We start from the raw sequence: 18341 nt of genomic DNA on the forward strand, positions 1-18341 counted from the left end.
GCCACCAGGGTGCCGTGCAAACGGCCCTCGCCGAGCGCGGCGACGACGTCGGCATCGCGGCCGCAGAACAGCGCGGTGGCGATGCCGGCGGTGGCGGCCTTGGCCGCGGCTTCGAGCTTGGTGCGCATGCCGCCGGTGCCGAGCGCGCCGGCGCCGCCGCTGGCGGCGTCGAGCAATTCCGGGGTGACCACGGCGACCTGCGCGATCGGCCGCGCCGACGGGTCGCGCTGCGGATGGCCGCTGTAGAGGCCGCCGATGTCGGTCGCGATCAGCAGCAGGTCGGCGTCGACCAGCGACGCCACGGCGGCGGCGAGGTTGTCGTTGTCGCCGAGCTTGAGTTCGTCGACCGCGACGGTGTCGTTCTCGTTGATGACCGGCAGCGCGCCGAGCCTCAGCAGCTCGCGCAAGGAGGCGCGTGCGTTGAGATAGCGGCGGCGGTTGCGCAGGTCGTCGTGGGTCAGCAGCACCTGCGCGACCGGCACCGGCGACAACCCCTGCCAGAACGCGATCAGCGAGGCCTGGCCCAGGGAGGCCAGCGCCTGCCGCAGCACCAGGCCGTTGCCGCCGGCCTCGATGCGGCTGCGCCCGGCCGCGACCGCGCCGGACGAGACCAACACCACTTCGCGCTGTTGCGCGCGCGCCTCGGCGATGAATCGCGCCAGCCCGGCGGCATAGCGCGGGTCGAGCCCGCCGCCGGCCTGGTCGGCGAACCCGGCCAGCAGACTGCTGCCGACCTTGAGCACAGCGCGACGCCAGTTCGGCAAAGGCTGGGCGATGAAATCCTTTGCCGCGACGCTCATGTCAGTGCCTGCAAGCGTCTGCGCAGCACGTCCAGGCGCAGGTCGGCGGACGCGCCGGGCGACACGCGTGCGGCCAGGCTGGCCTCGGGGTCGCCTTCGGCCCAGCGCGCCGGATCGGCGGCCTGCTTGTAGGCGTCGCGGAACGGCAGCCCCTGGCGGGCGAGATCGACCGCGAGGTCGGTCGCGTACATCGACGGGTCGAGCGCGGCGCGCAGGTTGTCGGGCTTCCACTCCAGGTTGCGCAGCAGGTCCGGCAGCAGTTCGAGCGCACCGAGGCCGCGGCCGAAGGCGTGGAAGATCGCGCCCTTGGAGAACTGCAGGTCGCGGTGGTAGCCGGACGGCAAGGACAACAGGTGCTCGATCTCCGAACGCGCCGCGGCGACGCTGGCGTAGCTCGCGCGCATCAGCTCGATCACGTCCGGGTTGCGCTTGTTCGGCATGATCGAGCTGCCGGTGGTGTATTCGGCCGGCAGCGCGACGAAGGCGAATTCGGCGGTGGTGAACAGGCTCAGGTCCCAGGCCAGGCGGCGCAGGTCGAGCACCGCGGTCGACAAGGCGTCGATCGCGCCGAGCTCGAACTTGCCGCGCGACAGCTGGGCGTAGGCGGCCGACACCTGCAGGCGGCCGAAGCCGAGCGCCTGGGTAGTGTGGTCGCGCGCCAGCGGCAGGTTGACGCCGTAACCGGCGGCGCTGCCGAGCGGGTTGGCGTCGACCCAGTCCAGGGTCTGCTGCGCGCGCACGGCGTTGTCGATGAAGCCCTCGGCCCAGGCGCCCCACCACATGCCGGCCGATGACACCACCGCGCGTTGCAGATGGGTGTAGCCCGGCAGCGGCAGCTGCGCTTCGGCCTCGGCGCGGGCCAGCGCGACCTCGGCGGTTTCGCGGCACAGCGCGTACAGGCGCGACAGCCGGTCCTTGAGCCAGAGCCGGGTCGCGACCAGGATCTGGTCGTTGCGGCTGCGGCCGGTGTGGATCTTGCGGCCGGCGTCGCCGAGCCGCTCGATCAAGCGGCCTTCGATCGCCGAATGGCCGTCCTCGAAACGCTCGTCGAGGACGAAGCGGCCGGCGCGGAAATCCTCGGCCAGCACCTCGAGCTCGCGGCTCAGGCCGGCCAGTTCGTCGGCGCTGAGAATGCCGATCTGCTGCAGCCCTTGCGCGTGGGCGGCGCTGGCCTGGATGTCGAACAGGAAGAACTCGCGGTCCAGGATCACGTCCTCGCCGGCGAGGAAGTTCTGGATGCGTGCGTCGACCTTGACGCCGGGTTTTTGCCAAAGCAGATCGGACATGGGGGGCGGCTCGCGGGGGCTGGAGGGGGTTGAGGGTAGGGCGAGGAGCGAGGAGCGAGGAACTAGGAACTAGGAACTAGGAACTAGGAACTGGACGCAACGCTTTCATTCGCTCCTCGTTCCTCGCTTCTCACTCGTTCCTCGCTACAAATTCCTAGCTACAAGTTCCTCGCTTCAAGCCACGCCGGCACCTCGCCCGGCGCCAGCTCGCTGCGTTCGCCGCTCGCGCGGCGCTTGAGTTCGACGATACCGCGATCGAGTCCGCGCCGGCCCACCACGACCTGCCAGGGCAGGCCGAGCAGGTCCATGCGCGCGAACTTGACCCCGGCGCGTTCGGGGGTGTCGTCGTGCAATACGTCGATGCCGCGCGCTTCGAGCTGCGCCTGCAGGTCGACGCAGGCGGCCTCGACCTGGGCATCGGCGGGGTCGAGATTGACCAGGCCGACCCGGAACGGCGCGACCGCATCGGGCCAGACGATGCCGTTGTCGTCGTGGCCGGCCTCGATGATGGCGCCGAGCAGGCGCGACACGCCGATGCCGTAGGAACCGCCGTGGATCGGGCGCTCGTCGCCTTCGGGCGTGGTCACCAGCGCCTTCATCGGCGCCGAATACTTGGTGCCGAAATAGAACACCTGCCCGACCTCGATGCCGCGGGTGTGCACGCGTCGTTCGGCCGGAACCTCGCGCTCGAAGCGCTCGATGTCGTGCACGTCCTCGGTCGCGGCGTAGCGCGCGGTCCAGGCCTGCACGATCGGTTCCAGGTCGCCTTCGTAGTCGGTGTCGTCGCCCGGGATCGGCAGATCCAGCACGGCGCGATCGCAGTACACCGCCGACTCGCCGGTCTGGGCCAGCACCAGGAACTCGTGCGACAGGTCGCCGCCGATCGGGCCGGTTTCGGCGCGCATCGGGATCGCGCGGATGCCCATGCGGGCGAAAATGCGCAGGTAGGCGACGAACATGCGCCGGTAGGAACGGCGCGCCGCGGCCTCGTCCAGATCGAAGGAATACGCGTCCTTCATCAGGAACTCGCGCCCGCGCATCACCCCGAACCGCGGCCGTTGCTCGTCGCGGAACTTCCACTGCACGTGGTACAGGTTCATCGGCAGGGCGCGGTACGACCGCACGTTGGCGCGGAAGATCGCGGTGATCATGTCCTCGTTGGTCGGCCCGTACAGCAGCTCGCGCTCGTGCCGGTCCTTGATCCGCAGCATCTCCGGGCCGTACGCGTCGTAGCGGCCGCTCTCTCGCCACAGATCGGCGAGCTGCAGGGTCGGCATCAGCAACTCGAGCGCGCCGGCGCGATTCATCTCGTCGCGAACGATGGCCTCGATCTTGCGCAACACCCGCAGGCCGGCCGGCAGCCAGGAATAGATGCCCGCGGCCTCCTGGCGAATCAGCCCCGCTCGCAGCATCAGCCGATGCGATGCGATCTGCGCGTCGGCGGGGTTTTCCTTCAATGTCGGCAACAGGTAACGCGAGAGACGCATGACGACTTGCTCCTGGGGGTTTCGACGCGACTGACGACCATCAACCCTTGCCGCTCCCCTCCCCCATCGGCAAAAGGAGGGGGGAACCGCGTAGCGGGTGCGTCATGGCCGGGGTCGCGACTCCACCTCGATGCCGGTCAGCTCGTCGAAGCCGAACGCCAGGTTGAGGTTCTGCAGGGCCTGGGTCGCCGCGCCCTTGAGCAGGTTGTCCAGGGTCGATACCACCACCACCCGGCGGCCGTCTTCGGACATGCCGAAGCCGCCGATGTCGACGTGGTGCTTGCCGGCGATGGCGCTGACCCAGGGCGCCTCTTCCTGCACCCGCACCATCGGCTCGCCGTCGTAATGGCGGTGATAGTGCTCGACCAGTTCCTCGCGCTCGAAGCGGCGCGACAGATGCAGGTTCGAGGTGATGGTCAGGCCGCGGAAATGCGCGGCCACGTGCGGCATGAACTCGACCGGATGGCCCAGGTGGCGGGTGACTTCGCGCTCGTGCATATGCCCGGTCAACGCATACGGCATCAGGTTGTCGCGCAGCTTGTCGGGGTCGTTCTTGTCCGAGGGCGAGGTGCCGGCGCCGGAATAACCGGACACGCCGAAGCACTGCACCGGGCCTTCGAGCACGTTGAGCAGCGGCGCAATCGCCAGCTGCATGGCGCTGGCGTAGCAGCCCGGATTGCTGATCCGACGCTGGCCGTGGTACTGGGCGCGGGTCAACTCCGGCAGGCCGTAGTACCAGTGGTCGTCGAAACGGTAATCGGCCGACAGATCGATCAGCACCGGATCGGCGCCGGCCGCATCGAACGCGGCCACGCACTGCGCCGCCTTGCCGTTCGGCAGGGCCAGCACGATCGCGTCGGCGCCGAGGCCCGGCAGCGCTTCGTGGCTCGGCGAGCTGTAGCGCAGGTCGCCGCCTTTCGCGGCGTATTCGGGGATGTGCTCGGCGACCGGCTGCCCGACGAGTTCGCGCGAGGACACGAAGGCCAGTTCGAATTGCGGATGCGCGGCGATCAGCCGGATCAGGTCGGCGCCGACATGGCCGCGCGCGCCGACGATGCCTAGGGTCTTAGCCATGGGTCTTGCCTCCGGAAGCATGCTGTTCGAGCTTGTACTGCAGGTTGCGTTTCACCGCCGGCCATTCGCTGTCGATGATCGAGAAGGCGACGGTGTCGCGGCGGCTGCCGTCGGCGTGGCGGCGGTGGTTGCGCAGCACGCCGTCCTGCTTGGCGCCGAGGCGCGCGATGGCGGTGCGCGAGGCCAGGTTGAACCAGCTGGTCTCGAACCCGACCGCGATGCACTCCAGCGACTCGAAGGCATGGGCCAGCAACAGCAACTTGGCCTCGGTGTTGAGGCCGGTGCGCTGCACCCGCGGCGCGTAGAAGGTGTAGCCGATCTGCAGCCGCGGCACGCTCGCGTCCATGTCGTAGTAGCGGGTGCTGCCGACCACCTCGCCGTCCGCGTCGAGCACCGCATAGGCCCAGGCCGCGCCACGCCCCTGCATCGCCAGCGCCGCGTCGACATAGGCTTCGACGCCTTCCGGCGCCGGCACGTTGGTGTACCAGGCGCGCGCCAGCTCGCCGTCGGCCAGGGCCACGCGCAGGCCGTCGGCATGCGCATAGCTCAGCGGCTCAAGGGTGACGTGCCGGCCGCTCAAGCGGATCGGCCGATGCCAGGCGGCGGCGGTGCCGTCTTCGTTCATGGGCTCAGTCCTGCAGGGTCGGGTCGCGCCGGGACGAAAACGCCACGCATTCGGCGATCTCGTCGAAGCCGTTCATGCCGTACCAGAACACCTTCCACTTCTCCTGCTTGTAGCAGCCGTCGGACTCGGCGTAATAGAAGGGATTGACCGGATTGCCGTGGCGCGAGCGCCAGAACAGGCTCGGGTTCTGCTCGCGCATGACCTGCCAGACCGCGCGGCCGAGGCCTTCGCCCTGGGCGTCGTCGAGCACCGCGAACTTGTCCAGGTAGGTATGCCCGCTGCCCTCGATCAGAATCACCGCGGCGCGATAGTTCTCGCTGACGTAGGCGCGCTTGAGTGTGGTCGTGTCGAAATAGTCGCCGACCAGTTTGCGCCCGAACGCCGACTCGATCAGGCTGCGCAGCCGCACCAGGTCGAGCTGATCCCAACGCTCGGCCTGCAGCACGCGTTCGCCGCGCCGCACCAGGGTGCCCGAGCCCTTGTGGGTGAACAATTCCTTGGCGAGCTCGGCCGGCTTGGTGATCGACACCGACGAGGTCAGCGGCAGCTTGTCGAGCAAGTCCTTGATCTGCTCGATCTTGACCCGCATGCCGCCGTTGATCCAAGGCTGCTCGATCAGGTGTTCGTACTCGGTCGACAGATTGATCGAGTCGATGACCCGGCCTTCGTCGTCGAGCAGGCCGCCGGTGCCGGTCAGGAACACGATCTTGTACGGCTGCAGCACCTGCACCAGTTCGTTGGCGGCGAAATCGGCGTTGACGTTGAGGATCTGGCCGCCGGCGGTCTCGCCGAGGCTGGCGATCACCGGGATCGAGCCGGCCTGCAGGCTGGCCTCGATCGGCGCCAGGTTGATCGCACGCACCTCGCCGACCAGGCCATAGGTGTCGCGGTCGAGGTAATCGGCCTCGAACACGCCGGAGATGATCGAGGTCGCGCGCGCGTCGCCGGTCTGCAGTGCCTCGACCAGCTTGAGGTTCTGCGCCTGGAACACCCGGCGCACGATCGCGAGCGCTTCCGGCGAGGTCACCCGCAGGCCGTTGACCGTGCGCTTCTCGATCCCGGCCGCGGCGAGCTCGGTGTCGAGCTGGGGGCCGGCGCCGTGGATCACGATCGGGGTCAGGCCCACGTCCTGCAGGAACGCCAGCGACGAGGTCAGCGCGGCCAGGTCGTCGCGCAACACCGCGCCGCCGACCTTGACCACGGCGAAGCGCTTGGCGTCGAGCTGGGAGAAACGTTTGAGGTACTGCGAGATTTCCTTCGCGCTGGCCATGCTCGAAAGCAGGCGCACGATGGTCTGTCGCGTTTGCAGGTGGGCGTCCATCGAAATGCTCATTGCGCGTTGTTGTCCATGATGCGGGCGACGCTGTCGGCGTAACGTTGCAGCTGTTCCAGGGCGACCCACTCGTCGGCGGTGTGGGCCTGGGCGATGTCGCCGGGGCCGTAGACCATCGCGGTCAGGCCGCCGGCCGAGAACAGCGAGGCCTCGGTCCAGAAATCCACCGCGTTGCCGATCGGCAGGTCGAGCGCGTCGGCGAGGTCGCGTGCGTCGAGGCGCCGCTGCTCGGCGGTGGCGACGTCGCCGGCCGGCAGCGGGGGGCCGCGGAAGGTTTCTTCGTAGCTTTCGATGGCGCTGGCGTCGGCCATGCCGCGGAAGCCTTCGTGCAGGCCGTCGATGGACTGCGAGGGCAACGGCCGGAAGCCGATGCGCAGCTCCGCGCTCGGCGCGATCATATTGGCCTTGATCCCGCCTTCGACCCGGCCGATGTTGAAGCGCAGGCCGGTCAGGCCGCCGAAGCGCTGGTGCGATTGGGATTCGACGAAATCCAGCGCCTTGCCGCCCCAGCGGATCGCTTGGTGCAACGCGCTGGTCTGCATCGCGTTGGCGCCCGAGGCGTGGCCGGCGACACCGCGGAACTTCAGCAGCGCCGAGCTGATGCCGCGGTGCGCGAGCACCGCTTCGCACATCGTCGGCTCGGCGATGATGGCTTCGTCGAAACCGTGATCGGTGGCGAGGAAGCCGGCGATGCAACGCGGATCGTTGGCCTCTTCGTCGGTGCTGAACAAGAACGCGGCGTCGCCCTTGGTGACCGCGGCGGCGGCGAGCAGCCCGGCGGCCGCGCCCTTGATGTCGCAGGCGCCCAGGCCGATCGCGCGGTCTTCGGTGACCCGCAGGACGTGCGGATCGGCGCTCCAGGCCTCCGACGACGGCACCGTGTCGAGATGGACGTTGAACAAACGCCGCGGCTGCCCGCGCACGGCGAGCATCGACACCGCCCCGGCGCCGTGATCGACGACTTCGATGCGGAAGCCGTCGAGCTGGCTGCGCAGATAGTCGAAGATGCCGCCGGTGCCGATCTCGCGCGGCGGATTGCGGGTGTCGTAGGAGACCAGGGCTTGGAGATGCTTCAGGACTTCGGGGAGCATGGTGGGATCCGAGTCTTGCGCGTGAATGGCGGGAGAGGAGTCAGGAGTGAAAAGTGAGGAGAGGCTAAGTTCGCTTTCGCTCACTTCTCACTCCTCTCCGCGCACTCCTGCCCAGGGCATCAGCCCTTGCGATTGATCTCCGCCCACAGCGTGCTGCTCATGCCGAACAGCTTGATGAAGCCTTCGGCCTCGGCCACGCCCCAGTCGGCGGCCTGGGCGTAGGTCGCGCCCTTGGCGTTGAGGATGTGCGGCGAGTCGATCGCGACCGCGTTGACCACGCCGCCCGAGGTCTCCAGCACCACTTCGCCGTTGACGGTGCTCTGCGAGCTGGCCAGGAAGGCTTCGAGGTCGGTCTTGAGCGGGTCGTGGAAGAAGCCTTCGTAGACCAGTTCGACCCACTTGCGCGCGACGTCCGGCTTGAATCGGTTCTGCTGCTTGCTCAGCACCGCCTCTTCCAGCGCGCGGTGCGCGGTCAGCAGCGCGATCAGGCCCGGCGCTTCGAAGATGATCCGGCCCTTGAGACCGATGGTGGTGTCCCCGGTGTACAGACCGCGGCCAACGCCGTACTGCGCGAACAAACCGTTGAGCTTGGCCAGCAGCTTGTGGCCTTCGATCTTCTCGCCGTCCAGGGCCACCGCTTCGCCGTTCTCGAACGTCAACGTGACCTTCAACGACTGCGCCGGCCATTCCGCACGCGGCTTGCACCAGCCCACCGCGCCCTCGCCCGGCGCCTGCCAGCGATCGATCTCGCCGCCGGACATGGTCAGGCCGAGCAGGTTCTCGTTGATCGTGTAGGCCTTCTGCTTGGCGCGCACGCCGAAGCCGCGCTCTTCCAGGTACTTCTGCTCGTAGGCGCGCACTTCGGTGTGTTCTTTCTGGATTTCGCGGATCGGCGCGACGATCTCGTAGTCGCCGAGCGCCTTCACCGCCAGGTCGAACCGGACCTGGTCGTTGCCCATGCCGGTGCAACCGTGGGCGATGACCTTGCAGCCCAGCTCGGCGGCGCGCGCGAGCGCGGCTTCGACGATCAGGTAACGGTCCGACACCAGCAAAGGGTACTGGCCCTGGTAGCCCTCGCCGGCCCAGACGAAGGGCTTGACGAAGCCCGACCAGATCGCCGGGCCGCCGTCGACGGTGACGTGGCTGGCGACACCGAGCTCGGCCGCGCGTTCCTCGATGAAGGCGCGTTCTTCGGCATCGACGCCGCCGGTGTCGGCGAACACGGTGTGCACGGCCCAGCCGCGCTCCTGCAGATAGGGCACGCAGAAGCTGGTGTCGAGGCCGCCGGAGAAGGCGAGGACGATGTCTTTGGCCTCGGGACTCGGGACTCGGGACTCGGGACTCGGGGAAGCGGATTGCTGCGACATGGGAAACTCCGGAAGTTAGAAACGAAAGAGATGAGGCGGACGCGCTTACGAGTCCCGGGTCCCGAGTCCCGAGTCCCGCACCAAGGCGGCCATGATCGCCTTCTGCACGTGCAGCCGGTTCTCGGCTTCGTCGATGGCGATGCACTGCGGCGAGTCCATTACCGCGTCGGTGGCCTTGACGTTGCGGCGCAGCGGCAGGCAGTGGCTGAACACGCCGTTGTTGGTCAGCGCCATCTTGGCTTCGTCGACGATGAAATGCCGGTACTGGTCGCGGATGGGTTTCTCCGGGCCCCAGTTGCCGAAGTACGGCAGCGCGCCCCAACTCTTGGCGTAGACCACGTCGGCGCCGCGGTAGGCGCTGTCGATGTCGTGGCTGACCTGCAGCGAGCCGCCGCTCTCGGCGACGTTCTGCTCGGCCCAGCCCATGTAACGCTCGTCGAGCACGTACTCCGGGGTCGGGCACAGCAGGGTCACGTCCATGCCCAGGCGGGTGGCGATGGTCAGCGCCGAGTTGGCGACCGCGGTATTGAGCGGCTTGGGGTGATAGGTCCAGGTCAGCACGTACTTCTTGCCGCGCAGGTCGCTGGTGCCGAAGTGCTCCTGCAGGGCCAGCGCGTGGGCGAGCTCCTGGCAGGGATGGGTGATGGTTTCCATGTTGATGACCGGCACCGGCGAGTACTTGGCGAAGCTCGCCAGCACCTTGTCCTGGCGGTCGTTGGTCCAGTCGACGAATTTCGGGAACGCGCGCACGCCGATCAGGTCGACGTAGCGGCCGAGCACCCTGGCCACTTCGGCGATGTGCTCCTCGGTGTCGCCGTCCATGACCGTGCCCAGGTCGAACTCGATCGGCCAGGCGTCCTTGCCGGGCTGCAGCACCACCGCATGCCCGCCCAGCTGGAACGCGCCCAGCTCGAAGCTGGTGCGGGTGCGCATCGACGGATTGAAGAACACCAGCGCGATCGATTTGCCCTTGAGCTGATCGCCGAGCTTGTTGCGCTTGAACGCGGCGGCCTGCGCGAGCAGCGCATCGAGGTCGCTGCGCGACCAGTCCTGGGTGTTGAGGAAGTGCTTCATCAGGTGGGCTCGAGAATGGGGAATCGGGAATGGAGAATCGGTTGGAGCGGTGGCGCTGTGGCCGGCAGTCGCGAGAGGAGGCGGATCAAGGCGTACCGCTTTGCCGATTCCCGATTCCCCATTCCCGATTCCCGAACCTGGAAAACAAAAAAGCCCAGCGCTAAGGCTGGGCTTTTCGTGTGTGTTGCTTGTTACACGAACGACGGCGAGCGCCGTCACCCAGCGGATTGGCAGGGCAACGGTCGACGCGCGCGCGAGGTCATGCCCGCCGCCATGTAGGCGGAGGTCAGGATGTCGGCGTCGGCGTAGTTCGGGTTCATGAGGCCGCGAATGCTCGCATGGGCCGGCCCGTGGCGCAAGCCGCCCGGCTCGTCCAGGCGGCCTTCCAGGCCGGCTCCAGGGCGGCCGCGATCAGCGCGAGGTGCTGATCGGGGTGATGATCGGGGTCACCGCGACCCGGATCCGCAGCTTGTTGCCGGGGTCTTCGGGCAGGCGCGAGCGAAACCGGCTGCCCTTGTAGACGTAGTCGACGTCGTAGGCGATCGGACGGCGGAACTCGCGCTCGACCGGCACCGGCTTGCAGTTGTCGCCGGTGCTGGGCTTGGGATTGCGTTCGCGGCCGAGCGCTTCGCGGACCGCGCCCACCACCCGCGACAGGCGCGAATCCTCGGGGGTGGCCGGCTCCGGCTCGCATTGCTGCTCGACCGTGGTGGCGCGCAGGGTCTGGTAGACCGGCGTCACCCGCAGTACCTGGGCGTAGTCGAAGCGCACGTTCTCGGCCTGGATCACCGTGTGCTGGGCCGCCGCCGGAATCGTCCACAGGCCAGCCACGGTGCTCGCGAGCACCAGGATCAAAGCCTGCAGGACGGTTCGGTTCATCGGACTCGCGAAGTGGGATTCGTGAACAAAGTGTAAGAGCAGTGTCCGCTCACGGCCTGAATCCCGCCTTTAGACCCCGAGCCTGCAAGCTTTCGGCGCGACTGGGACGACGCTGCGCGGGCCCGAAGCCGGCCCGATTGCGCGCCCGACCGGTACCGCCGCACCCCAATCGGCCTCGGGCTGCCCTGCCCGTCCATGCCGGACGCCGCGGCCGCACCGGAGCGGCGAACTGCGAAGCGCGACACCGCCCTCGCCGGCCCGGATCGTCGCGGCGCGCACCGTGAGGGCGATCGGCCGTTAGAATGAACCGACCCCAAGCCGTATCTCCATGAGCCTGCATCTCTACAACAGCCTGTCGCGACAGGTCGAAGCCTTCGTCCCGCTGGATCCGGCACGCCCGACGATGTACGTCTGCGGCCCCACGGTCTACAACTTCGCCCATATCGGCAACGCCCGCGGCCCGGTCGTGTTCGGCGTGCTCGCCGACCTGCTGCGCCGTCGCTACGGCGTGCTGGCCTATGCGCGCAACATCACCGACGTCGACGACAAGATCAACGCCGCGGCCGCCGAACAGGGCGTGCCGATCTCGACCATCACCGACCGCTTCGCCGCCGCCTACCGCGAGGACATGTCCGGCCTCGGCGTGCGCCTGCCCGAGATCGAGCCGGCCGCGACCGCGCACATCGGCGAAATCGTGACGATGATCGAGCGCCTGATCGAAAACGGTCACGCCTACGCCGCCGAAGGCCACGTGCTGTTCGCGATCGAGACCTACGACGGCTACGGCAAGCTCTCGCGTCGCGACATCGACGACATGCGCGCCGGCGCCCGCATCGAGGTCGCGCCGTACAAGCGCGACGCCGGCGACTTCGTGCTGTGGAAGCCCTCCACCGGCGAGCTGCCGGGGTGGGACTCGCCCTGGGGCCGCGGCCGGCCGGGCTGGCATATCGAATGCTCGGCGATGGCGGCCGCGCATCTGGGCGAAACCATCGACATCCACGCCGGCGGCGTCGACCTGGTGTTTCCGCACCACGAAAACGAAATCGCCCAAAGCGAATGCGCCCACGGCGGCAAGACTTTCGCCCGCTTCTGGCTGCACAACGGCATGCTCAATTTCGACGGCGGCAAGATGGCCAAGTCGAAGGGCAACATCGAGACCGTGCGCGACCTGCTCGGCAAGCACCCGGCCGAGGCGCTGCGCTATGCCCTGCTGTCGGCGCATTACCGCCAACCGCTGGAATGGTCGCCGGGCCTGATCGAACAAAGCGCGCGTACGCTGGACCGCCTGTACGGCACCTTGCGCGAGTTGGCCGAGGTCGACGCCGGCGAGGTGTCGGCCGGCACGATCCCGGCCAGCATCGAGGCCGCGCTCGAGGACGACCTCAACACCCCGCAGGCACTGGCCGAACTGGCGCGCATCGCCGGCGAAGCGCGCAAGGCCACCGACCCGGCCGAGCAGGCCCAGCTCAAGCGCGACCTGCTCGGCGCCGGCCTGGCCCTGGGCCTGTTGCAGCAAGACCCGGCGGCCTGGTTCGTCGGCGCGGTCGATGCCGGCGACGACGCCCGCATCCAGGACCTGGTCGACCAACGCAACGCCGCCAAGAAGGCGCGCGACTTCGCCCGCGCCGATGCGATCCGCGACCAGCTCGCCGGCGAAGGCATCCTGCTCGAGGACACGCCGGCCGGCGTGCGCTGGGTCAGGAAGCGCGCCACCCAGCCGGCCTGAGGGCCGGCCCGACGTTCCTGAGCAGGCGCCCCTGCGCTCGCTCACGCCCGGCCGGCGACGGCCGCGGCGCAGGCCCCGAATACCGCGCCAGGGACGGCCGCCTACCGTGATCGAATCGATGATAGTCAGTCCCTTCCCGCTCGAATCCACCGCCGCGCAGGCCCAGGCCGCGATCCGCGAGGAGTTCGCCTTCTTCGGCGATTGGTCCGAGCGTTACCAGTACCTGATCGACCTCGGCCGCAAGCTGCCCGACCTGCCGGACGAGTGGAAGACCGAGGAGCATCGCCTGCTCGGCTGCCAGTCGATGGTCTGGATCGTGGTCGAAGGCGACGCCGACAAGCTGGTGTTCCATGCGATCAGCGACTCGGCCATCGTCTCCGGCCTGATTTATCTGGCGCTGCGCGTGTACTCGGGCCGCAGCGCGACCGAGATCGTCGCCACCCCGGCCGACTACATCGCCGACATCGGCCTGGCCAAGCATCTCTCGCCGACCCGCAGCAACGGCCTGGCGGCCCTGCTCGCCTTCGTCCGCGACCAGGCGCAACGGCGCTTGTGAGCCACGGCGCCGACCGCCCCGACGCCGTCGGCACCGGCTCGCGCGAGGCTGTCGCCGGCGTTCCAGCGCCCCCTGCAACGATCGGCGCGGCGCAACTGCTGCGCAACCCGGGCTTCGTCGGCCTGCTGGTGTACCGCCTGCTGGGCATGCTGTCGTACCAGATCGTCGCGGTCACGGTGGGCTGGCACGTCTACGAGATCACCCACGACCCGCTCGCGCTCGGCCTGATCGGCCTGACCGAGGTCATCCCCTACTTCTGCTTCGCCCTGTTCGCCGGCTATGCGGTCGACCACCTGCCACGGCGCAAGCTCGGCCTGTTCGCCTGCCTGGGGCTGATGCTGACCACCTTGATGCTCGCCGGCGTCGCCGGGGTATATCTGCCGGCCGGCGCCTTCGGCTTCGGCACCCTGACCATCTACGCGGCGATCGCGATCAACGGCGTGGTCCGAGCGTTCCTGGCGCCGGTCTACATGTCGCTGTTCGCGCGCGTGCTCAAGCGCGAGCACTACGCGCGCGGCGCCGGGGTGAGCAGCGTGGTGATGCAGACCGGGCTGGTGCTCGGTCCGGCCATGGGCGGCGCGCTGGTGGCCTGGGGCGGCAAGACCTCGGCCTACCTGGTCGCGGCCGGCTTCGCTCTGGCCGCGGCGGTCGCGATCATTTCCTTGCGCGTGACCGAGCCGCCGGCGCCGGCCGAGCGCGCGCCGGTGTTCAAGAGCATCGGCGAGGGCCTGCGCTTCGTCTTCAACAACCAGGTCGTGCTCGGCGCGCAGGCGCTGGACATGTTCTCGGTGCTGTTCGGCGGCGCGGTCGCGCTGTTGCCGGCCTTCATCAACGACATCCTGCATTACGGCCCGGAAGCGCTCGGCGTGCTGCGCGCGGCGCCGGCGGCCGGCGCGGTGCTGATCGGGCTGTGGCTGGCCCGGCACCCGCCGCAGAAGAACGCCGGCCGCCTGTTGCTGTACGCGGTCGCCGGGTTCGGCCTGTGCATCATCGGCTTCGCCCTGTCGCGGCAGTTCTGGCTGTCGGCGGCGATGTTGATGCTGTCGGGCATGTGCGACGGCGTCTCGGTGGTGCTGCGCTCGACCATCCTGCAGCTGTCCACGCCCGACGAAATGCGCGGCCGGGTCTCCTCGATCAACGGCATCTTCATCGGCTCCTCGAACGAGCTCGGTGCCTTCGAATCGGGGGTGGCGGCGCGCCTGATGGGCCTGGTGCCGTCGGTGATCTTCGGCGGCTGCATGACCCTGGCGGTGGTCGGCGCGACCGCGAAACTGGCGCCGAAGCTGCGCCGGCTGGACCTGCGCGACCTGCAATGAGGCCGCGCTGCGGCCCGCTCAGCGACCCACTCAGTCGCTGCGCAACCGGACCCGCTTGCGTTGCGCATCAGGCTGCCCGGCCGTGTCGGTGCGCGGCGCCGGTTTGCGCACCGCCGCCGCGACCGCGCCGACCAGGGCGATCAGGCCGTTCAAGGCCACCGTCGCGGCGACCATGAGCACATCGCCATAGCTGCCGGCCGCGCTGGGCTCGGCATCGAGGCCGCCCAACTGCCACACGCCGAGCCCGATCAACAGCGAGCCGAGCACCAGGTTGAGCACGAACAAAGCCGCGCCGGCGACGCGGTCGAAGCCGTAGGACAGCCGCCACAGCGCCAGGTTGAGCCCGATGACCAGCACCGGGGCAGCGAACAACAACAGATCGTCCATGAAATCGTCGCCGTTATGCGGTGGCCCATACGGTAACACCGCCGGCGGCGGTCGCCCGGCCGCGCTCAGGGCGATCGATGAGCGCGCTGCGCCTCAAGCGGCGCTCCGAGAGCGGCGCGCAAGCGCTGCGCCTCTCGCGGCACACATTCAAGCGATGCGCCCCAGGCGGCGCTTGCCGAAAACGAAAAGCCCCGCATTCGCGGGGCCTTTCGTGATGCCGGACGGCGCGAGCGGAGAATCAGTCGCCCATCTGCTTCTGCAGGTGTTCCCAACGCTCCTGAGCGTCGATGGTGCGCTCGGCGGTCAGGCGCGCCTCCAGGCGCTCCAGGCCGATTTCTTCGCCGGTATCGACGCAGAAACCGTAGTCGCCGGAATCCACTCGCTTGAGCGTGCTGTCGATCTTGCTGATCAGCTTGCGGTAACGGTCGCGGGTGCGAAGCTCGAGCGAGTTTTCGGTCTCGCGGGTGGCGCGCTCGGCCTCGTCGCCGACGTCGCGCACTTCGTCCTTGAGGTTCTCGATGGTCTGCTTCGACTCTTCGACCAGATCGGTACGCCACTGCAACAGACGCTGGCGGAAGTACTCCAGCTGCAGCGGGCTCATGTATTCCTCGTCGGCGGCCGGCTTATAGCCTTCCGGAACGAGCGGGCGGCCGGTGGCCGGGTCGTTCTTATAGGGCACGACCTTGACCTTGGTTTTCGGTGCGGGGGTTTGTTGGCTCTTGGCGGTCACGGCCACGGCGACCTTGCCGGCCGGGCGCGCGGCCGGAGCGGCGGGTGTCGCGGGCTTGCCCGCGGGAGTCTTGCTGGATGCTGTCTGGGTCACTGTGTTCTTGCTTTGGTCGGAGATGCTGACGACCTGCGTCGGGGCGGCCTTGGACGGCGACGGCGACGCGGGCTGCTTGTCGGCAGGCTTGGCTGCGGGCTTCACAGCTTCGGGCTTTTTGACTTCAGTTTTTTTAAGCTCGGGCTTCTTCGCTCCGCTGTCCTTGCCTGCCGCGGATTTCTTGGCCGGTGCCGCGGGCACCGCCTTCTTCGCCGGAACCGCCGGCTTGGCCGCCGGCTTGTTCGCGACCGGCGCCTTGGCGGGCGCCGTCTTCTTCGCGGGCGCGGCCTTCTTGACCGCCGGTTTGCTCGGCGCGGCTTTCTTGGCTGCCGCCGTCTTGGTCGCCGCGGGCTTGCTCGCAGGCTTCTTGGCCGCAGGCGTCTTGGCCGCGGGCTTCTTGGCGACCGCCTTCTTCGGCGCAGGCTTGGCCATGGTCTTGGCCACCTTCTTGACGGCCGGCTTAACGGTCTTCTTGGCGGCCTTGGCGGCCTTCTTCGCAGGTTTTTTCACTGCCACGAGCGGCTTGTCCTTCTATTCCCTGAGGGCGCCCCTGGACGCGGTCCAGGAGCTTCGCGGGCCAAGCATGACCCACCCGGTCATCAAATGCACATGCGTTCGACGACCGCAAGTGAAATCCGGCATTACGCCGGTTTTCGCCCGGTCCGAGCAAACCTGGCGGCTTCGCTTCCACGCCGCGCGGACCTTCGTGTTGCACTTGCCTTGTTTGGGGAAAGCGCGCTGTTATACCCTGCTGCGGCACCCGCGGCAACCGCGCGAAATACCCGGCCAAACGCAGTGCCCGCGGTCCGTTCAGCGCCCCGGCCCTGCCCTATGTCCCTACCGTTGCCGGCATGAAGGAAACGTGATCGACCGCCTGCTCATCGCCCTGCTTCACGGCTACAAACGTTGGATCAGTCCGATGTTAGGCCAGCGTTGCCGCTTCCATCCCAGTTGCTCGTCGTACTCGATGCAGGCCATCGAGCGCTTCGGCGCGCTCAAGGGCAGCTGGCTCACGGTACGGCGCATCGCGCGCTGCCATCCCCTGCACCCCGGCGGGCACGATCCGGTGCCGCCTCTGGAACCTGGAAAGCACTCATGTCATCGACACTGATCGTCAACGCCCGCCTGGTCAACGAAGGACGCGAGTACGACGGCGACCTGCGCATCGAGGACGGCCGCATCGCCGAGATCGGCAGCGGCCTGGCCGCGCGCGGCAACGAAAGCGTGGTCGACGCTCAGGGCCGGCGCTTGCTGCCGGGCATGATCGACGACCAGGTTCACTTCCGTGAACCGGGCCTGGAGTACAAGGCCGACATGGCGACCGAGTCGGCGGCCGCGGTCGCCGGCGGCCTGACCACGTTCATGGACATGCCCAACACCAACCCGCCGACCCTGGATGCGCAGGCGCTGGAGGACAAGTACCGCCGCGCCGCCGGCCGCGCCTGGGGCAACTTCGGCTTCTACCTGGGCGCCAGCAACGACAATCTGGCCGCGATCCAGTCGCTGGACCCGCGCACCGCGCCCGGCGTGAAAGTGTTCATGGGCGCCTCGACCGGCAACATGCTGGTCGACGATCCGGTCACCCTCGACGCGATCTTCCGCGACGTGCCGACGCCGATCATCACCCACTGCGAAGACACGCCGATGATCGACGCCGAACTGGCGCGCTACAAGGCGAAGTACGGCGACGACATCCCGGCGCGCTTTCATCCCGACATCCGCTCGCGCGAGGCCTGCAAGAAATCCACCGAACTGGCGATCTCGCTGGCGCGCCGGCACGGCACCCGCCTGCACGTGCTGCACATCAGCACCGCCGACGAGCTGGCGCTGTTCGAGGCCGGCCCGATCGAAGGCAAGCGCATCACCGCCGAGACCTGCATCCACTTCCTGCGCTTCGACCGCGACGACTACGAGAAGCTCGGCCACCTGATCAAGTGCAACCCGGCGATCAAGGACCCGGCCGACCGCGAGGCGCTGATCCGCGCGGTCGCCGGCGACGTCATCGATGTGCTCGCCACCGACCACGCGCCGCACACCCTGGAAGAAAAGGCCCGCCCCTACACGGGCGCGCCGAGCGGCCTGCCCTTGGTGCAGTTCGCGCTCAACGCCGCGCTGGAGCTGGTGCACGAAGGCCATCTGACCACCGCCCAGGTGGTCGACAAATTCGCCCATGCGCCGGCCAAGCTGTTCGACGTCGACCGGCGCGGCTTCCTGCGCGAAGGCTATGCCGCCGATCTGGTGCTGATCGACGACACGCCCTACACGGTGCAGCGCGAAGACGTGCTGTCCAAGTGCGGCTGGTCGCCGTTCGAGGGCCGCACCTTCCATTCGCGCATTGCCTCGACCTGGGTCAATGGCGTGTTGGCCTGGGACGGCAGCGCCTTGGTCGGCGCACCGAACGGACAGCGCCTGGCGTTCAATCGATGAGAGCAGCGCTCGCAGGCTCGATGCTGGTCGCGGCGTGGCTGGCACCGGTGGCCGTCGCCGGCGCGCAAACCGCGCCGACCGCCGCGCCCG

General features: G+C 68.5%; 17 protein-coding genes. 5 read left to right on the plus strand and 12 right to left on the minus strand.

Annotation, left to right across the window (positions count from 1 at the left end; genetic code table 11):
* The 10 genes from proB to ACSAMQ_RS16035 form a co-directional block, all read right to left on the minus strand.
* Positions 1 to 800 (minus strand): glutamate 5-kinase (gene proB / locus ACSAMQ_RS15990; RefSeq protein ID WP_435396602.1); only part of this gene is annotated, 800 nt, incomplete at its 3' end.
* Positions 797 to 2086, minus strand: a complete 1290-nt coding sequence (argH, locus tag ACSAMQ_RS15995) for an argininosuccinate lyase (protein WP_435396603.1) — start codon at positions 2084 to 2086, stop codon at positions 797 to 799. The genes proB and argH, both read right to left, overlap by 4 nt.
* Before the next feature lie 158 nt (positions 2087 to 2244).
* Entirely contained in the window at positions 2245 to 3573 is a 1329-nt protein-coding gene (gene proS, locus ACSAMQ_RS16000) for a proline--tRNA ligase (RefSeq protein WP_435396604.1), read from the minus strand.
* A gap of 102 nt (positions 3574 to 3675) precedes the next feature.
* The gene (gene argC, locus ACSAMQ_RS16005) at positions 3676 to 4647 is read right to left on the minus strand and encodes an N-acetyl-gamma-glutamyl-phosphate reductase (RefSeq protein ID WP_435396605.1); all 972 of its coding nucleotides are present in this window, start codon (positions 4645 to 4647) and stop codon (positions 3676 to 3678) included.
* Positions 4640 to 5272, minus strand: coding sequence for a GNAT family N-acetyltransferase (locus ACSAMQ_RS16010; protein ID WP_435396606.1), 633 nt, complete (start codon positions 5270 to 5272; stop codon positions 4640 to 4642). The genes argC and ACSAMQ_RS16010 overlap by 8 nt, the downstream gene beginning before the upstream one ends.
* Before the next feature lie 4 nt (positions 5273 to 5276).
* The gene (locus tag ACSAMQ_RS16015; RefSeq protein ID WP_435396607.1) at positions 5277 to 6605 is read right to left on the minus strand and encodes an acetylglutamate kinase; all 1329 of its coding nucleotides are present in this window, start codon (positions 6603 to 6605) and stop codon (positions 5277 to 5279) included.
* Entirely contained in the window at positions 6602 to 7696 is a 1095-nt protein-coding gene (locus ACSAMQ_RS16020; protein WP_435396608.1) for an acetylornithine deacetylase, read from the minus strand. The genes ACSAMQ_RS16015 and ACSAMQ_RS16020 overlap by 4 nt, the downstream gene beginning before the upstream one ends.
* A gap of 119 nt (positions 7697 to 7815) precedes the next feature.
* Positions 7816 to 9063, minus strand: coding sequence for an argininosuccinate synthase (locus tag ACSAMQ_RS16025; protein ID WP_435396609.1), 1248 nt, complete (start codon positions 9061 to 9063; stop codon positions 7816 to 7818).
* Between the two features lie 45 nt (positions 9064 to 9108).
* Entirely contained in the window at positions 9109 to 10137 is a 1029-nt protein-coding gene (locus ACSAMQ_RS16030) for an N-acetylornithine carbamoyltransferase (protein WP_435396610.1), read from the minus strand.
* A 411-nt stretch (positions 10138 to 10548) separates the two neighbouring features.
* Positions 10549 to 11016, minus strand: coding sequence for a hypothetical protein (locus ACSAMQ_RS16035; protein WP_435396611.1), 468 nt, complete (start codon positions 11014 to 11016; stop codon positions 10549 to 10551).
* A gap of 322 nt (positions 11017 to 11338) precedes the next feature.
* Here ACSAMQ_RS16035 and cysS point away from each other — a divergent pair, with 322 nt between their 5' ends.
* The 3 genes from cysS (at position 11339) to ACSAMQ_RS16050 (ending at position 14614) form a co-directional block, all read left to right on the plus strand.
* Positions 11339 to 12742, plus strand: a complete 1404-nt coding sequence (gene cysS, locus ACSAMQ_RS16040; protein ID WP_435396617.1) for a cysteine--tRNA ligase — start codon at positions 11339 to 11341, stop codon at positions 12740 to 12742.
* A 118-nt stretch (positions 12743 to 12860) separates the two neighbouring features.
* A complete protein-coding gene (locus ACSAMQ_RS16045; RefSeq protein WP_435396612.1) occupies positions 12861 to 13298 on the plus strand; it encodes a SufE family protein in 438 nt (145 codons plus the stop codon).
* Positions 13299 to 13378: 80 nt separating this feature from the next.
* Positions 13379 to 14614: an MFS transporter gene (locus ACSAMQ_RS16050; RefSeq protein WP_435396618.1), complete on the plus strand. Its 1236-nt coding sequence runs from the start codon at positions 13379 to 13381 to the stop codon at positions 14612 to 14614.
* A gap of 30 nt (positions 14615 to 14644) precedes the next feature.
* On the opposite strand, the gene ACSAMQ_RS16055 is transcribed toward ACSAMQ_RS16050, so the two are convergent.
* On the minus strand, positions 14645 to 15001 hold the full coding sequence (locus ACSAMQ_RS16055) for a hypothetical protein (RefSeq protein WP_435396613.1): 357 nt from the start codon (positions 14999 to 15001) through the stop codon (positions 14645 to 14647).
* A 238-nt stretch (positions 15002 to 15239) separates the two neighbouring features.
* Positions 15240 to 16340: an RNA polymerase-binding protein DksA gene (gene dksA / locus ACSAMQ_RS16060; RefSeq protein WP_435396614.1), complete on the minus strand. Its 1101-nt coding sequence runs from the start codon at positions 16338 to 16340 to the stop codon at positions 15240 to 15242.
* A gap of 346 nt (positions 16341 to 16686) precedes the next feature.
* Here dksA and yidD point away from each other — a divergent pair, with 346 nt between their 5' ends.
* Together yidD and ACSAMQ_RS16070 are read left to right on the plus strand one after the other, a co-directional pair.
* Complete coding sequence (yidD, locus tag ACSAMQ_RS16065; RefSeq protein WP_435396615.1) at positions 16687 to 16935, plus strand: membrane protein insertion efficiency factor YidD; 249 nt, start codon at positions 16687 to 16689, stop codon at positions 16933 to 16935.
* Positions 16920 to 18251, plus strand: a complete 1332-nt coding sequence (locus ACSAMQ_RS16070) for a dihydroorotase (protein ID WP_435396616.1) — start codon at positions 16920 to 16922, stop codon at positions 18249 to 18251. Before yidD ends, ACSAMQ_RS16070 begins: the two co-directional genes overlap by 16 nt.
* Positions 18252 to 18341: the final 90 nt, after the last annotated feature.

Origin of the sequence: Lysobacter sp. 1R34A (assembly GCF_051217035.1) — a bacterium.
Lineage (GTDB): Bacteria > Pseudomonadota > Gammaproteobacteria > Xanthomonadales > Xanthomonadaceae > Lysobacter.

Bases quoted from the DNA above. Each gene is read 5' to 3' on its own strand.
- argH (WP_435396603.1), bottom strand. From the start codon at position 2,086: ATGTCCGATCTGCTTTGGCAAAAACCCGGCGTCAAGGTCGACGCACGC.
- proS (WP_435396604.1), bottom strand. From the start codon at position 3,573: ATGCGTCTCTCGCGTTACCTGTTGCCGACATTGAAGGAAAACCCCGCC.
- argC (WP_435396605.1), bottom strand. From the start codon at position 4,647: ATGGCTAAGACCCTAGGCATCGTCGGCGCGCGCGGCCATGTCGGCGCC.
- ACSAMQ_RS16010 (WP_435396606.1), bottom strand. From the start codon at position 5,272: ATGAACGAAGACGGCACCGCCGCCGCCTGGCATCGGCCGATCCGCTTG.
- ACSAMQ_RS16015 (WP_435396607.1), bottom strand. From the start codon at position 6,605: ATGAGCATTTCGATGGACGCCCACCTGCAAACGCGACAGACCATCGTG.
- ACSAMQ_RS16020 (WP_435396608.1), bottom strand. From the start codon at position 7,696: ATGCTCCCCGAAGTCCTGAAGCATCTCCAAGCCCTGGTCTCCTACGAC.
- ACSAMQ_RS16025 (WP_435396609.1), bottom strand. From the start codon at position 9,063: ATGTCGCAGCAATCCGCTTCCCCGAGTCCCGAGTCCCGAGTCCCGAGT.
- ACSAMQ_RS16030 (WP_435396610.1), bottom strand. From the start codon at position 10,137: ATGAAGCACTTCCTCAACACCCAGGACTGGTCGCGCAGCGACCTCGAT.
- ACSAMQ_RS16035 (WP_435396611.1), bottom strand. From the start codon at position 11,016: ATGAACCGAACCGTCCTGCAGGCTTTGATCCTGGTGCTCGCGAGCACC.
- ACSAMQ_RS16045 (WP_435396612.1), top strand. From the start codon at position 12,861: ATGATAGTCAGTCCCTTCCCGCTCGAATCCACCGCCGCGCAGGCCCAG.
- ACSAMQ_RS16055 (WP_435396613.1), bottom strand. From the start codon at position 15,001: ATGGACGATCTGTTGTTGTTCGCTGCCCCGGTGCTGGTCATCGGGCTC.
- ACSAMQ_RS16070 (WP_435396616.1), top strand. From the start codon at position 16,920: ATGTCATCGACACTGATCGTCAACGCCCGCCTGGTCAACGAAGGACGC.